This is a genomic window from Microtetraspora glauca, assembly GCF_040656155.1.
Taxonomy (GTDB): Bacteria; Actinomycetota; Actinomycetes; order Streptosporangiales; family Streptosporangiaceae; genus Microtetraspora; species Microtetraspora glauca.
This window is the reverse complement of sequence record NZ_JBFALK010000021.1, coordinates 82,634-97,884: the sequence shown is the minus strand read 5'-3', so window position 1 is coordinate 97,884 and position 15,251 is coordinate 82,634. Positions and strand designations below refer to the sequence as shown.

Annotated in this window: 14 protein-coding genes; 8 read left to right on the top strand and 6 right to left on the bottom strand. The window is 70.3% G+C overall.

The window, feature by feature from the left end; all coding sequences use genetic code 11:
* Nucleotides 1–511 precede the first annotated feature (511 nt).
* Together AB0I59_RS32240 and AB0I59_RS32235 are read right to left on the bottom strand one after the other, a co-directional pair.
* Nucleotides 512–1,531, bottom strand: a complete 1,020-nt coding sequence (locus AB0I59_RS32240; protein ID WP_358138865.1) for a sugar kinase — start codon at nucleotides 1,529–1,531, stop codon at nucleotides 512–514.
* A gap of 104 nt (nucleotides 1,532–1,635) precedes the next feature.
* Entirely contained in the window at nucleotides 1,636–2,460 is an 825-nt protein-coding gene (locus tag AB0I59_RS32235) for an IclR family transcriptional regulator (RefSeq protein WP_358138863.1), read from the bottom strand.
* Nucleotides 2,461–2,637: 177 nt separating this feature from the next.
* Between AB0I59_RS32235 and AB0I59_RS32230 the strand changes: the two genes are divergently transcribed.
* The 6 genes from AB0I59_RS32230 to AB0I59_RS32205 all read left to right on the top strand — a co-directional run bounded on the left by AB0I59_RS32230 (nucleotide 2,638) and on the right by AB0I59_RS32205 (nucleotide 8,959).
* Complete coding sequence (locus tag AB0I59_RS32230) at nucleotides 2,638–5,493, top strand: FAD-binding and (Fe-S)-binding domain-containing protein (RefSeq protein WP_358138861.1); 2,856 nt, start codon at nucleotides 2,638–2,640, stop codon at nucleotides 5,491–5,493.
* A 564-nt stretch (nucleotides 5,494–6,057) separates the two neighbouring features.
* The gene (locus AB0I59_RS32225; RefSeq protein WP_358138859.1) at nucleotides 6,058–6,207 is read left to right on the top strand and encodes a hypothetical protein; all 150 of its coding nucleotides are present in this window, start codon (nucleotides 6,058–6,060) and stop codon (nucleotides 6,205–6,207) included.
* Between the two features lie 15 nt (nucleotides 6,208–6,222).
* The gene (locus tag AB0I59_RS32220) at nucleotides 6,223–7,101 is read left to right on the top strand and encodes a DMT family transporter (protein WP_358138857.1); all 879 of its coding nucleotides are present in this window, start codon (nucleotides 6,223–6,225) and stop codon (nucleotides 7,099–7,101) included.
* The gene (locus AB0I59_RS32215; RefSeq protein ID WP_358138855.1) at nucleotides 7,098–7,958 is read left to right on the top strand and encodes a DMT family transporter; all 861 of its coding nucleotides are present in this window, start codon (nucleotides 7,098–7,100) and stop codon (nucleotides 7,956–7,958) included. The genes AB0I59_RS32220 and AB0I59_RS32215 overlap by 4 nt, the downstream gene beginning before the upstream one ends.
* A gap of 98 nt (nucleotides 7,959–8,056) precedes the next feature.
* Nucleotides 8,057–8,425: a hypothetical protein gene (locus tag AB0I59_RS32210; protein ID WP_358138853.1), complete on the top strand. Its 369-nt coding sequence runs from the start codon at nucleotides 8,057–8,059 to the stop codon at nucleotides 8,423–8,425.
* A 168-nt stretch (nucleotides 8,426–8,593) separates the two neighbouring features.
* Entirely contained in the window at nucleotides 8,594–8,959 is a 366-nt protein-coding gene (locus tag AB0I59_RS32205; RefSeq protein WP_358138851.1) for a hypothetical protein, read from the top strand.
* A 219-nt stretch (nucleotides 8,960–9,178) separates the two neighbouring features.
* Here AB0I59_RS32205 and AB0I59_RS32200 read toward each other — a convergent pair whose 3' ends face one another.
* The 4 genes from AB0I59_RS32200 to AB0I59_RS32185 form a co-directional block, all read right to left on the bottom strand.
* Nucleotides 9,179–9,409: a hypothetical protein gene (locus tag AB0I59_RS32200; RefSeq protein WP_358138849.1), complete on the bottom strand. Its 231-nt coding sequence runs from the start codon at nucleotides 9,407–9,409 to the stop codon at nucleotides 9,179–9,181.
* Between the two features lie 206 nt (nucleotides 9,410–9,615).
* Nucleotides 9,616–10,158 carry an HK97 family phage prohead protease gene (locus tag AB0I59_RS32195; RefSeq protein ID WP_358138847.1) on the bottom strand — a complete coding sequence of 181 codons (543 nt, stop codon included), beginning with the start codon at nucleotides 10,156–10,158 and terminating at the stop codon, nucleotides 9,616–9,618.
* 469 nt (nucleotides 10,159–10,627) lie between these two features.
* Nucleotides 10,628–10,798 carry a hypothetical protein gene (locus AB0I59_RS32190; protein ID WP_358138845.1) on the bottom strand — a complete coding sequence of 57 codons (171 nt, stop codon included), beginning with the start codon at nucleotides 10,796–10,798 and terminating at the stop codon, nucleotides 10,628–10,630.
* 1,005 nt (nucleotides 10,799–11,803) lie between these two features.
* Nucleotides 11,804–12,529, bottom strand: a complete 726-nt coding sequence (locus AB0I59_RS32185) for a hypothetical protein (RefSeq protein WP_358138843.1) — start codon at nucleotides 12,527–12,529, stop codon at nucleotides 11,804–11,806.
* Between the two features lie 457 nt (nucleotides 12,530–12,986).
* Between AB0I59_RS32185 and AB0I59_RS32180 the strand changes: the two genes are divergently transcribed.
* Nucleotides 12,987–13,490, top strand: coding sequence for a phage holin family protein (locus AB0I59_RS32180; protein WP_358138841.1), 504 nt, complete (start codon nucleotides 12,987–12,989; stop codon nucleotides 13,488–13,490).
* A gap of 189 nt (nucleotides 13,491–13,679) precedes the next feature.
* The gene (gene hpnR / locus AB0I59_RS32175; RefSeq protein WP_358138839.1) at nucleotides 13,680–15,155 is read left to right on the top strand and encodes a hopanoid C-3 methylase HpnR; all 1,476 of its coding nucleotides are present in this window, start codon (nucleotides 13,680–13,682) and stop codon (nucleotides 15,153–15,155) included.
* Nucleotides 15,156–15,251: the final 96 nt, after the last annotated feature.

Genomic DNA, 15,251 nt, shown 5'->3' with positions numbered 1-15,251 from the left:
GGATCAAGGGCGGCGCTCCGCACCGCCTCGCGGCCCCCTCTGCCCGGCGAGACCACCCGACTACAGTTCGTCGTGCGCTTCCGCATTCCGTCGAGCCTCGCGCTCCGCCCATTCACGACGCTGAGCCGCGCGCTCCGCCGTCACACGCACATGCAGACTTGAATTCCGTCGCGCCTCATGCCTGATCGCCAGCCGAACCGCCCAGTAGATGAGAAAGAACAAAACCACTGCCGGAACGGCCCAGGCCACCAGCAGATAAAGATATGTCCCAACCATCTATCGACCCTCCGCATAGGGGAGAACAAGTGTCCCCGATTTGCCATTCAACGTCTACCGGCAGCCCGGCGAGCTGCGCCGGCCGCGAGGCGGACGGCTGTGAAAGCTCCGCTGGTCCGGGGACGTGGCGACTCGAACCGGACGCGAAGGGCTCCACCCGCTGCCGGACAGGTACGAGTTGCCCGGGGGACGCCCGCATCGCACCGCGAGACGAACGTCAACTACCAGCAAGGCGTTAAGGGAGTCCCGGCGTTCCGGAAGCCGCCGGGCTCTCCGCTCGGAGAGCGGTGGCCAGGAGGGCGCGGGCTTCGGCCGCCGGAGGGAGGCCCGCGTTGTCACCGTACGTCGCGACGATGGCGGCGGCCAGGTGGGTGCCGATCCGGGCGGCCGCCTCGGGGGGTGCGCCGCTGAGGCGGGCTGCCAGGTAGCCGCCGAGCATGGCGTCACCCGCGCCCACGGGGTCGAGGACAGTGGCTGCGGCGCTCGGCATGTGGCGGGGGGCGCCGTCGGGGCCGGCGTACCAGACCCCGTCGGGGCCACCCTTGAGCAGGACCTCGTTGACGCCGGCTGCGTGTGCCGCGGCGAAGACGTCCTCGGGGTGTGTGGCGCCGAGCAGGTCGGCGGATTCGTCCTGTCCGAGGGCGAGGAGGCCGACGCGGTCGAGCATCGGGCGCAGGGCGGCGGCGATGCGTTCGGTCGGGGCGAGGTTGGGCCGGAAGTTCGGGTCCAGGACGACCATCGTTCCGGCCCGGTGGGCGCCGTCGATCAGGGAGCGGACGAGATCCAGGGGTCCCTGCCCCAGCGCGGCGGTGATGCCGGTGAAGGCGACGGCGCGGGGGCGGCACGCCAGGATCCGGGCGGCGTCGTCGCGCCCGAGGGCCGCGGCGGCGGAGCCGCTCCGGTAGTAGTGGACGCGCCGTCGGCCGTCCGGGCGGACGTCCTTGAAGTACACCCCGGTGGGACGCTCCGGATCGACCTCGACCAGATCGGTGGCCACACCCAGGGCGCGGGCCTCGGCGACCACGCGGAGCCCGAACGGGTCGTCGCCGACGCGAGAGGCGAACGAAGCGCGCAGGCCCAGCCTCGCCACCGCGGCGCAGACGTTCAGTTCGGCCCCCGCGATGTGGACCTCCAGGTGATCCGCCGAGCCCAGTGCGTCGCCCGCGGGTGGTTGCAACAGCAGCATCGCCTCTCCCACGGCGACGACGTCGGGCGAGGTCACCGGGTGTCGGCGCAGGTCATCGGTCACGCTCATGGTGCTCCTCGATAGGGGTACGGCGTCGCTGATAGCAGAAATGGGGGCGTCCTCTCCACCCCTTCATCGAGACGCGGCGGCCCGGCCAAGTGCGGTGGGAGTGCTCATCGCCCGGACTCGCCGAGGTGTCCGAGCGCGCGGCGGATATCGTCCACCGCGTCGACCAGCGCTTTCATCGGCGTCCGGAACGTCAGGGCGCTGATGCTCACCGCGCCCGAGGGGATGATCCGCGAGGTGACGTACACCGGTATTGCGAGGCAGTTGATCCCGACCTCGTTCTCCTGGTCGTCGACGCCGTAACCGCGCTCGCGGGTGGCCTCAAGCTCGCGGTGCAGGCCATCGACCATGTACACGGTCCGAGCTGTCCGACGCGCCAGCGGCGCGTCGGCGATCCACTGCTCGACCGCCTCCCGCGTGTCCAGTCGGTGGGCCAGCAGCAGCTTCCCGACGGCAGTGGCGTGCGCGGGGGCGCGGCCGCCGATCGTGGAGGCCAGCCGGACGGCGCCGCTGGGCGGGTCGACCTTGGCGCGGTAGACCACCTCGCGGCCGTCGAGCACCGCGTAGTGCGCGGTCTCGCCGAACCGGGCGGCCAGCGTCTCGAGCACCGGGCGGATGCGTACGTGCTCGGGGCGGGCCTCGTGGTGGGCGAAGGCCATCCGGAGGAACTCGTCGCCGAGCATGTAGCGACCGCGTACGTCCTGGTCGGCCAGACCGGCTCGGCGCAGCGCGCCGAGCGCCCGGTGCACGGTCGGCTTGGGGCTGTCGATGACCCGGGTCAATTCCTCCAGCCCGATGCCGTCCGGGTGGCGGGCCAGTTCCTTGAGAACCGCGAGGACCCGGTCCGACCCGACGAGACGGTTGTCGTCGGCCCGCCCCGTGCCGCTGTCTTCTGGGGCTGTCGCGTGATTCGGCGGCCGCGTATCCTTCATCGCGTTCCAAAAGATAGACTAACGTATCAATTATTGGAAGGCGATCTTCTGTGCAGCTCCGTAGCGCCCAGTGGTGTGCGGGCCAGGACCGTAACCCCTACATCCACCGGGCATGGACGCGTCGCGGTGGCTCCGACCTGGACTTCCTCATTCGCTCCAGCGACTCGGGGGTGAGCCGTGAGTCGCACTGACCGGCGCGTACGGCATGTCCCGAACCGGCGCCGCGACGACGACCTGCTGTCACCCGATGCCGGGCTGCTGGCCGCGCTGGAGGAGGCCGCGCCGGGCGCGGTCGCGGCCCGCGCCTCCGACCGGCTGTCGTTCGCCCATGACGCCTCGCACTATCTGCTCGTCCCCCGGGCAGTGGTGACCCCGCGGGACCCGGCGCAGGTGGCCGCGCTGCTGCGGGTCGGCGCCGCGGGGGGCGTGCCGCTGACGTTCCGCTCCGGCGGCACCAGCTTGTCCGGCCAGGCCACCGCCGACGGTGTGCTGGTCGACACCAGGCGCCACTTCCGTGGGATCGAGGTCCTCGACGACGGCGCGCGGGTCCGGGTGCAACCCGGCGCGACCGTGCGCGCCGTCAACACCCGGCTCGCCCGGTACGGACGCAAGCTCGGGCCCGACCCGGCCAGCGAGTCCGCCTGCACGATCGGCGGCGTCGTCGCCAACAACTCCAGCGGCATGGCCTGCGGCACCGAACTCAACACGTACCGGACGCTCGAGTCCGCGCTGCTCGTGCTGCCCAGTGGCACGGTGATCGACACCGGCGTGCCGGACGCCGACGACCGGCTGCGCACCCTCGAACCAGACATCCACGCCGGGCTGGCCCGGCTGCGCGACCGCGTGCGCGGCGACTCGGCGTCCGTGGCGACCATCGAGCGGCTGTACGCCATCAAGAACACGATGGGCTACGGCGTGAACTCCTTCGTCGACCACACCCGCCCGGTCGACATCCTCGCCCACCTGGTCATCGGCAGCGAGGGCACGCTCGCCTTCGTCGCCGAGGCGACCTTCCGCACCGTCCCGGCGCACCACCACGCCGCCACCGGACTGCTGCTGTTCCCCGACCTCGCCGCGGCCACGGGTTCACTGCCGGCCCTGGTCGAGGCGGGCTTCGCCACCGTCGAACTGCTCGACGCCACCAGCCTTCGCGTCGCCCAGCGCGACCCGGAGGCGACCGCGGAACTGCGCGGCCTGGCCGTACGCGACCACGCGGCGCTGCTGGTCGAGCACCAGGAGCCGACGGCCGAGGCGCTCGGGGAGCGGGTCGCCGGGGCCGGGCCGGTGCTGCGCGGCCTGCCGCTCGTCACCCCGGGCGCGCTGAGCGGCGACGCCGCGACGCGGACGGCCCTGTGGCACATCCGCAAGGGCCTGTACACGGCCGTCGCCGGTGCCCGCCCGTCCGGAACGACCGCGCTCCTGGAGGACGTCGCGGTCCCCGTGGGCCACCTGCTGGAGACCTGCACCGAGCTGACCGGCCTGTTCGACCGGCACGGCTACACCGGGAGCGTCATCTTCGGCCACGCCAAGGACGGCAACATCCACTTCCTGCTCAACGAGGACTTCGACCGCCCGGAGAACCTGTCCCGCTACCTGGCCTTCACCGAGGACATGGTCGACCTCGTTCTCGGCCAGGACGGCACGCTCAAGGCCGAGCACGGCACCGGCCGCATCATGGCCCCGTACGTCCGCCGCCAGTACGGCGACGAGCTGTACGACGTGATGTGCGAGGTCAAGCGCATCATCGACCCCAGCGGCCTGCTCAACCCCGGCATCCTCCTCAACGAGGACGAGTCCGTGCACATCAGCCACCTGAAGTCCACGCCCACGGTCGAGCCCGAGGTGGACCGCTGCGTGGAGTGCGGCTACTGCGAGCCGGTCTGCCCCAGCAAGGACCTCACCACCACGCCCCGGCGTCGGATCGTGCTGCGCCGGGAGATCACCCGCGCCCGTGAGAGCGGCGACGCCGAGCTCCTGCGCCGCCTGGAGGAGGAGTACCGCTACGACGCCGTGGACACCTGCGCCGTGGACGGCATGTGCCAGACCGCCTGCCCGGTCCTCATCGACACCGGCGACCTGACGCGGCGGCTGCGTGCGGAACAGCACGGCCGTGCCGCCCAGCGGACCTGGCGGAGCGCGGCCCGGCACTGGGACGGCGCGACCCGCGCGGCCTCGGTCGCCCTGACCGCCGCTCGCGCGGTGCCCCCAGCGCTGCCCCGGGCCGCCACCGCCGCCGGGCGGGGCCTACTGGGCGCGGACACGGTGCCCGAGTGGTCGCCCGAACTGCCCCGCGGGGGCACCCGGCGCCGCGCACGACCGTCCCAGGCGCCCGCGGCGGTCTACTTCCCGGCCTGTGTCTCCACGATGTTCGGCCCGGAGGTCGACGGGGGCGTGCGCGACGCCTTCCTGACGCTGTGCGACCGCGCGGGCCTCGCCGTACGGGTGCCGGAGGGCATCGCCTCCCTGTGCTGCGGCACGCCGTGGAAGTCCAAGGGGCTCACCGAGGGCCACGCGGCCATGCGCGACCGGGTCGTTCCCGTGCTGCGCCACGCGACGGAGAACGGGGCGCTGCCCGTCGTGGTCGACGCGTCCTCCTGCACCGAGGGCCTGACCCACCTGCTGGCCGCCGAGGGCATGGAGGTCGTGGACGCGGTCGCGTTCGTGGACGCCGCCGTCCTGCCGCTGCTGCCCGCGGCCCGGCGGATCCCGTCGCTCGTCGTGCACCCCACCTGCTCCTCCGCGCGGCTCGGCATCGACCCCGCGCTGCTGCGGGTGGCCGCCGCCGCCGCGGAGGAGGTCGTACGGCCGGATGACTGGGGGTGCTGCGCTTTCGCCGGCGACCGGGGCCTGTTGCACCCCGAGCTGACCGCCTCGGCCACGGCGGCGGAGGCGCGGGACGTGCGGGGGCGTCCGGCCGCGGCCCATGTGTCGCTCAACCGCACCTGCGAACTCGGCATGAGCCGGGCGACCGGACAACCCTACCGGCACGTGCTCGAAGTCCTCGAGCACACAACCCGTCCGCTACCCACCTGATCCCCGACCCCGGCGGAAGGACCATGGCCACGGAGTAAGAGGCCGGTGGGACCTGGACCGTACGGGTGCTCACCCGTGCCCGAGCGGTGCCGGGGTGGTTCCCTCGGCGTATGGCCATGGTGGCTACGCACGGAACTGCGGGGCATCGCCCCCGACCCCAGGATCGCAGCGCGGCGGCACAGCGTTTCGAGGTGCATGCGCTCGCTCGGGCACGGTCGCGCAGGCGCCCGTGAGGCGTAGGACTTGCTGAATCCACGCTTCGATCGGATCCGGCGCCGCAAGCGCGACATTCGCCATGTGGTTCCCCCGGCTGATTGATAAGGGCAATAAGGGCTTCCCGCTGCGCTGCGGGCAAAAGTGATCTATCCGAGCACTGCCCCCGTTCGGCGGCGGCAACACCGGACGCGCTACGGAGAGTGACTGCCCATTGTGGATCGTCATTAACGGGAGTTCCCATACAGCGACGATCTGGAGACCCTGGCGGGGTGATCTTCGGGATCGCCGCCGCCGCTCCGTGTGGGGCCACCCTTCCCGGGTAGCGGCCGAGACCAGGGGGTGGCGCACATGAAACCGAGAAGGTCCCGGGTGGTGGTGGTCACCGGAGCGAGCACCGGCGTGGGCCGGGCGACCGCCCGCGCGTCCGGCGCGCGCGGCGAGCCCAGTCGAACCGCGGCGTGTTTCGCCGCCGCCCCCGCGCGGAGCAAACGCCGCTGACGACGTCCACGCGACATGATCCTCACGGTGCTGCTCGGCCTGATGGCGGCGGCCCTCATCGGGGTCGGCTTCATGGCCCAGCAGCACGCCGCGTACGCCGAGCCGCTCGGCGAGATCCTTCATGTGCGTCTGCTGCTGCACCTCATGCGCAGGCCCCTGTGGCTGTTCGGCATCGGGGCGATGGCGGGAGGGCAGATCCTCGGGGCGCTGGCGCTGCAGCGGGCCGGCGTGGCCCAGGTCGAACCGCTGCTGGCGACCAACCTCATCTTCGCGCTCGCGGTCTCCGCCCTGGTCTACCAGGAGCGCCTCGGCCGCGGGGAGTGGCTGGGAGCGGTGCTGGTCAGCGGCGGGGTGGCGGTCTTCCTCGCGTCCGCGCGACCCCATGGAGGCAGAGTGCCACACCCCTCCTCGATGACCTGGATCGCGGTGATGGCCGTGCTGGTGGTGACGGCCGGTCTGGTCGTGGTCGCGCTCCATACCGGCCTCAAGACGCGGGCGATGCTGCTGGCCGCCTCCGCGGGCGTGCTGTACGGGCTCCAGGACGCTCTGACCCGGGGCTCCCTGCTCACCCTCGAGCGCGGGACGCAGGCGCTGGCCACCAGCTGGCCGCCGTACGCGCTTCCCATGGTGGCGGTGCTCGGCATCCTGCTGAACCAGAGCGCGTTCGACGCCGCGCCGCTGCGGATCTCGCTGCCCGCCACCACCGCGGCCGAGCCGATCACCGGCATCGTGCTGGGCGTCGTGATCTTCAGTGAGCACCTGCGGGTCGACGTGGTGGCGCTGGCCGGCGCGGTCGCGGGCCTGGTCGCGCTCGTCGTGGGGATCGTCATCCTCGGCCGGTCGCCGTTCCTGGCCAAGAGCGACGCCGGGCGGCCGGGCGCGGAGGGCCGATGATCGCGGTCGTCTGCGCGCTGCTCGCCGCGGCCAGCAACGCGGCGGCGTCCGTCCTGCAGCGGCGTGCGGCGCGCGACGAGCCGCGGCACCGGGCCCTCAGCCCGGTCCTGATCTGGGACCTGATCCACCGCCCCGCGTGGCTCGCCGGGGTGGGCGCGCTCATCGCCGGGTTCGTCCTCCAGGCGGTGGCCCTGTCCGCCGGGCAACTCGCTCTGGTGCAGCCCCTCCTCGTCACCGAGCTGCCCTTCACCATGATCCTGATCGCGCTGGCGTCGCGGAGCGGCCTCGACGCGCGGGCATGGCTGGCCACGGGCCTGCTGACGGCGGGGCTCGCGACCTTCCTCGCCACGGCCGCGCCACGGGGGAAGGGCGCCGTCGTCACGCCCGCCGCCCAGGTGCCGGCCGCCATCGTGACGGTCGCGGTCGTCGCCGCGCTGGTCGTCGCCGCGCGGCTCCTCGCCGCCGCCCCGCGGGCGGCGGTGCTCGGGGCCGCCGCCGGCATCGGCTTCGCCTTCACCGCGACCTTCATCAAGCAGACCACCTCGCTCTTCCAACGGGACGCGTCGGCGCTCGTGACCTCGTGGCAGCCGTACGCGATGGTCGCCACCGGGCTGTGCAGCTTCGTCCTCCTCCAGAACGCGCTCCAGAGCGGAACCCTCCTCGCCGCCCAGCCGGCGCTGACCATCAGCGACCCCGTGGCGAGCGTGCTGTACGGCATCACGATCTTCGGCGAGGAGATCAGGACCGGGGGATGGATCGCTCTGGAGGCGGCCGGCGTCGGGCTGATTCTCTACGGGAGCATCCTGCTCGCCCAGGGGCTCGCGAAGCGGGAGCGGGACGGGCACACGGGTTCATGAACGGCTGGAAGGCTCCTCTCTGGGGACACGGGATGCCATGACCACTCACGCGGCGCGTCGTCTACAACAAAGGCGGGTCGGCGCCTGCCCGCAACGGCATGTTCGTCGCCGTCGCCGTGCGCGTGGAGGCGGTGGAAGGGCCAGACCACACGCCGCCGCGGATGATGCAGGCTGGCTTCCAGTGGCGGGGCGGCGAGGAGTCCTTCTTCGCGTCGAACGGTGAGATCCCGCCGTGGAACGGTCTGGTGAACCAGCCGACCGTCACCCGTGACTTTGCTCCGGGCGATCCTGAGATCGTCTATGTCACGTTCGATGTGCCCGCGCGCGGCGGGACGCTCGTGTACATCTCCCCGGGCGGCAAGCGCGCCCGCCGGGCGATTCCGAAGGCGCAGGGAGGGAAGGGGCTGGCTCAATTCCTGCGCTTCATCAAGACGAACCGCCTCACACAGTCACCCGACCGGCGGTGATGTCGTCGAGCCGCCGGGCGAGCCGGGCGCGGGTTTCCTGCTCGCGCAGCAGTTCCTCCAGCTGGCGGGACGACGGCGCCCAGGGCGAACGCCGCCCCGCCCTCCGGAGGGTCGGACGCCAGGTGCACGGTGAGGAATCCGTCGCCGCGCCTCCGTAGGATCACGCTCATGCCCCCTCGATCGATCGCCAGACTCCGCAACGCCGGTGTGACCACCACCTGCGTCGGCGTTCTCGCCGTCATCCTGATCGTCCTGAGACAGACCCCGTTGCTGGCCGAGTTGCTGGGCTTCTTCTCCAAGGCCCTGAGACGCATGAACTCGTCGCCGGTGGAGCCCGAGGTGGCGAGCGTCGTCATCCTCTGCGGGGCCGGTGTCGCGGTGGTGGGGATCGTGATGGTGGTGGCGGCCACGGTGCTCCAGGCACGCGCCGCGCAGGCCGGAGCCGGGCCGGAGGCCGAGGTGGGGCAGGGAGAGCCGGACGCCGAGACGGAGCAGGAAAAGAAGGAGGATCAACCGGTCGGCGACCAGGGCTGAACCCGGGTGAACCTGGCCGAACCCGCGTGGCCACGCGCCGGTGAATCCCCCGGCGGCCCGGCCGCGAAGGGGCGTTCCGCATGTCCGGGGTCGAGGAACGACGGGACAATCATCAGCGGCGAGATGGATCATGGTACAGATGGTCACCGCGATCTGCGGAAACATACAAGATTGCGGTATCTCGCCGGACTATCCCGCCAGCCGGACTCGGTCGACCAGTCAGGTGTTGGACGCGATGATGCCGGCGACCGAGCCCACCAGACCCACCACGGCTACCGCGCCGGCGGTGGACATGAACGGCCACAGCGTGTTCACCGGTGCGAAGTACACCAAGACCATCAGCGCCAGTCCTAGTATGAGCAGGCCGCCAAACGTGTCGCTGAGGTGGGCCAGCACGCCCTTCACGTCCCGCAGCCCGGCCTTGTCGCCGGGGGGCCAGGCTCTATCCATGCAGGTCAGACCTATATTCGTTGGTTTTTTCCGCGATTGCTACCGGAACCCCTTCTTGGGCGTCGCGGAGCTGGCGGCGCAGCCGGTTCACCTCGACGGCGTCCGGCCTGGCCAGGGCTACGAGAAGCCGGCGCCACCAGCGTTTCACGCCGTCACCACCAGGGACGCGGCGATGATCTCCATCACGGCCAGGTACTCCCCTACCGTCAGCTCCTTGTAGCTGGTCGGCTGCGCGGACGGGGCGGTCGAGTCCGGCTTGACCGGCGCCTCCTGCGAAGCTCCTCAGCCTGGCCCGGCTGGTCGGCCGCATCCAGCCCGTCCGGGACGGCGGTGCCCCAGGCGATGCGGGCCGCCCTTTCCCCGCGCACATACCAGTGGCGGAGCTGTTCGGCGTTGCCTCTGTTCCGGTCCGCGCCGCCGTCCTTCCGCTCCAGCACCTGGGCGACGGCCTCGGCGATGTCCTGCGGGGTTACGCCGTCCGGGACGTTCACGTCCACGCTGGCCTCGCCGCAGAGCTGTGACTTCACCGACAGCGTCATCGCGAGCGGGTTCGCCGCCACCAGCACGGTGCTGTACTCGAACAACGCCAACTCGAAAATGTGGCGGATGCCCCTACTGTCGCGCTTGGAGCGGCCGGGGACGACGGCGTATCCAATCGACCACTCGCACTGCTCGCGGAAGAACTTGACGTTCTCGTACGCGCGGCGGCCCTCGTCCGTGCCCAAGTTGAACTGGCCCTTGATGAACACCGCGCCGGCCTCGGCAGGCCACCGATGACCTGCTCCACAAACCCCACGGGATCTGCGAGCCACAGCCCGTACCGGGTGCCGAGTTCGTCCTCCGCCGCGGCGAGGATCTGCGCCAGATCCCCCACCGCGAGGGACGCGAGCGTCGGCCGACGCACATCCGGCGGCAACGCCATCAGGTCGTTGAGGATCCGCGACGCGAGCTTCGACTTGCCCGGCCGCTCGCTGGCGGGGGCGGGCAGAGTGAGCGCGCTCATGCGCCACCCGTGCAGCCGACCCGCCACATGCAAGGCGACCGCGCGCTGCGCGTCCACGACATCGCGGACGTGCAGCCCGATCACGTGCCCGCAGCAGGGGCAGGCCGCCCACGCGTCGATCAGGTCGCGATCCTTCACGACGCGGGATCATGTGCGGCCGGACGTGCTTAGGTCATAGGCCAAGGCTCCTCGGCCACCACGGCGTACCCGTTGGACTAGCCAAGGAACTTCGCGAACGCCTCCGCCCGGGTGTCGCCTACGGTGATGACGAAGGACGAGAAGACGTCCTCGGCGGCGGCCGTGTCCGTGGTGACCGTCCCGTCGTCGTTCAGGGCGATGCGGCCGTGGTTCTTGCCGCTCAGACTCTTCAAGTACAGGTGCTTCACGATGTTCCCTTCTCCGCGTGCTCGGCCAGCTTGTCGAGCCGGGGTTGACGTTCTCCCACCAGTCGTGACGGCCGAGCTCCTCGAACCGTCGCCGCACCTCGGCGAGGCGTTCCCGGGTCGCTGTGATGTCCGCCGCGGTGAGGTCGTTGCTCTTCCACTCCCCCCGCATGTCCAGATAGTGCTCGGTGAACAGGCTCAGCTTCCGCACCTGCGGCAGCTGACCCGGGACGGGCGGGTCGAACGCCGAGTTCGCGTGGTCGATGCCTGTCACCTTCTCCCCGTCCACGAGCCAGTTGGCGATCGTCCGGTCGTGGTTGGAGATGAGCACGTCCAGCAGGCCGATCCGTTTCCCTTCCGGGGTGAACGCCGCCAACTGCATGTCCTGCTCGTGGTGGCCGTCGACGTCCATCGCCATCGGCGCCGACCCGAACTGGAGGAACACGACCCGGCCGTCCCCGTCGGGAGGCCGGTGCGCCGCCGGCACCCGCGCGTCGACGGCGTACCCGACGAGCGCTCAGCTCCTCCCGGTCGGCCATGTCCTCGCTCGGCAGCGACTTGCGGATGCCGAGCCCGCCGCTGGCGAACTCGACCCGGTCCACGGTCGCCGTCGCGCCGAGCCCGATCTCCCCGTACGACGCCACCCCGGAGGCGACGTCGTCGACGAGGGTCTTCGCCGCCGTCGGGTACGGGGTGTCGCCCGGCTCTGGCCTCGGGTTGGAGTCCGGGATGCCGTCCGGCCGGGCGAGAACCGGGTCGGACAGGCGACCCGCCAGGGAAGGTGTCGACGGGGATCCAGCCGTGCCAGAAGCGTTGGCCGGGCTTCGGGGTCCGCTTCTCTGCGAGGATGACGGCGGTGTAGGTGGCGCCGTCCCGCGTCCAGGTGATCGTGTCAGGTTCCACCGGACCCGATCTATCTGGGCGAACGTCCTACCGTCTGCCGTCAGGATTGCCGAGCTCTACCGCTGCACGCGAGCCCAGCGCCTGATGCGGCTCGCCCGATTCCCATCAGGGGGCGATCACATTCGGTTCGGGCTGGTCGGGTTTAACGCGGGCCCAGTTGCCGGTCTTCGTCAAGATTCCACCGAAGTAGACCACGTCGTAGGCGTGGGGGATCACCGTTGTGCCTAGCTCCTCTTCTGAGAGCAGGTCCGCGGACACCCGGAATGGCTGGCCGTGATCATCGATGACTTGCTGCACTTCCCTGTCTCCGTCGACTACGGTCAGCTCTAGGCGGAACTCGCAGTAGTGCTTGAGCGTCTGTGCCCAAACCTCGAACACAGCCTCTTCGTCGTGCTTCAGGGAGACGGTCTTCTTCGCGAAGTAATCCCCCCTCATCTCCAGCGGCCATCCAGGGAAACCGTTCGAGTCCAGCTTGATGATTTGAGCGCGCGGGTTTGGTCGGTCGAGGTTCAGGCCGACGCCGATGAGCGTGTCTTCCCCTGCGGTGATGTTACTCATATAGGTGCCTGTGAGCGGTGCCATGCACTTGCTGAGCGCCCGCATGCCGGTTACCCGCACACGCTTGTCGCGGTCGCCGCGTACGACCAGCTTGATTGTCGTCACCTCAGGGTCCACAGCTCCTCGAGCGCGCAGCCACTCCTCCTGTCCTCTGCCTCCTCTGACGCTCTTGTTGAGGGTGCGTAACTCGGCCCTGCTGAACATGACGCGCTCAGCGAAGATCCACGACCAGTCATCGCCCACGCGCTCCGTTCTGGCCACGACCACCTTCACTGGAGGTGTGGTCGGTGATGGGCTGCTTGATGCGGGCGTCGGCTGCGGTGTCGGTGTCGACGCTACGGAGGGGGGCGGTGTGGGTGTCGACGCTGCGGAGGGGGGCGGCGTGGCGGAGTCGCCGAACGGCTTACTAGCGATCGCAGTGAGGACGGCGACCAGGACCGGCGTGATCACCGTGACGCCGACCCACGTCGTCGCCCGCTTCCACCGAGGAACACGCCCGCCTCGCGCTGGCCTGGGCCTGCCTTTGAGCCGGGGCCTGAACTTTGGGCGGCGCTTCCCGCTACCCACGGTCGTACCTGTATCTCATGCGGCTGACCGATCCAGGATTAGATCAACGATGGTTGTTGATACTCCCTGAGTGCACGGCAGTCAACGCCCCGAGGCGAGCGATGCGCCCCCTCTCTACAGCTACCGCTGAGAGTTCAGCTCTGGCTGGTCCACCAGGCTTTGAATGCGTCCCGGTCGAACCGGCCATTCGGCAGTTTCACCTCGTCTGGGAACCGGTCCTTCGCGCGCGCCCACCGCACGCGGGCCGCGGACCCGGTCGACGGACAACCCGTCCCAGGCCGAGGAAGACGCCGCAAGCCGGCTTGCGGCGGACGCGGCGGAACTGGTGCGCCAGGAGATCACGCAGCTTCGCGCTGAATTGGCGGCAGACACGCGGCGTGCGGGTGTCGGCGGCGGCCTGCTGGCGGCAGGCGGCGTCTTCGGCCTGCTGGCACCGCACGCGAGCTCGGTCGCGCTGCTCCGCGCGCTCGAATCGGTAATGTCTCCCCGACGCGCTGCTCTCGTGCTGTCCGCCGGCTACCTAACCGCGGGCGCCGTGCTCACACTGTCGGGGGTGGGACGGCTGCGTGAGACAGGCGTCGTCACCAGGCGAGCGGTGTCGCGGGTGAAGCAGGACGTGAGGGAGGCCGCCGGGGCCACACGCCGCCCTGCAGTCGAAACCCGTTGAGCTCACGAATCGCCCAGCCGCCGGCGCATTCGCCAGTGCCATGGTCGCCGCCCGCGCCGTCACACGGGGCGGAGACCCGCCTTGCCGGGCATATCGCTCGATTACGGTACGAATCGGTTGGGTAGCAGACTGCTACGACCTGCCGTGACGCCGCGGTCGGGGCCGGGCGGAGCAGAACGGGGAGTGTGGATGCGCACCCTATTGGTCAACCCCAGCGGCCTGATGTACTCGGAGATCTTCCTTCGGTTGGAACCGCTGGGCCTGGAACGGGTGGCGGCCGCGCTCCGCGCGGCGGGTCACCAGGTGCGCCTTCTTGATCTACAGATCTTCTCCCACCGTGACCTGCGTCGGGAACTGGTCGACTTCGAACCCGAAGCCGTCGGATTCGGTCTGAACTACCTGCCCAACGTGCCGGAGGTGCTCGATCTGGCCCAGCGCGTCAAAAGCATGTTCCCGCGCTGTTTCGTGTTCGCGGGCGGGCACAGTGTCTCGTTCATCGCGCCGCACGTCATCGCCCAGTCCAACGGGGCCCTGGACGCGATCCTGCGAGGTGAGGGCGAGGTCGGGACGCCGTTGCTGCTGGACGCCGCTCGCGACGGAGGGCTTCTCGAGGTGCCGGGGGCCGTGACCGCCGACGGCTTCTCCCGTAAACCGCCGCTCCTCCTGGACAGCCTGGACGAGCCGCGACCGGCGCGGGACCTGACCCGGCGCCGAGACAAGTACTTCATCGGAGTACTCGACCCCGCCGCTTCCGTCGAGTTCACCCGCGGCTGCCCCTGGGACTGCTCGTTCTGCAGCGCCTGGACCTTCTACGGCCGCAACTATCGGAAGTTGTCGCCGGAGGCGGCCGCGGAGGACGTGGCCTCGATCCGGGAGCCGGGAGTCTTCATCGTCGACGACGTCGCCTTCATCAGGCCCGAGCACGGCGACGCGATCGCCGCGGAGCTGGAGAAGCGCAAGGTGCGGAAGGAGTACTACCTGGAGACGCGCGCCGACGTGCTGCTGCGCAACCCGGAGGTGTTCCGGCGATGGCGGCGGCTGGGGCTGAACTACATGTTCCTCGGCATGGAGGCGCTGGACGAGGAGGGACTCGACCTGTATCGCAAGCGGACCAGCCCCGACCAGAACGTCAAGGCCCTCGAACTCGCCCGCGCGATGGGGCTCACCGTCGCCATCAACCTCATCGTCGATCCCGCCTGGGATGTCTCGCAGTTCCAGATCGTACGCCAGTGGGCGCTTTCGGTACCCGAGATCGTCAACCTCACCGTCATGACGCCCTATCCCGGGACGGAGATCTGGCACACCGAATCACGCAAGCTCACCTCACGTGACTACCGGCTGTTCGACATCCAGCACGCCGTGGTCCCGACGACGCTTCCCCTGCGCGAGTTCTACCGGGAACTGGTGAAGACGCAGGCGGTGATGAACCGCAAGCACCTCGGCGTGGCGGGCGCGGCCAAGACGATGGGGATCATCGGCCGCAACCTGCTGCGTGGGCAGACCAACTTCGTCAAGGCGATCTGGAAGTTTCCCTCCGTCTACAACGCCGACCGGCAGCACGGAGATCATCTCCGTGAAGTGCGCTATGAGCTGCCGGTACCCGACCAGCGTGCCGTCCAGCAGGCCGACCGGCGGGAACTGTACATCCACCAGCGGCCACAGTGAGCCCACCCAGTCCTACGGGGATACGCGGCTGTTGGCACCAGATGATCGACGGACTCCCCGAACAGCAGGAGGGGGCGTTCATCGCCTGCACCCTGT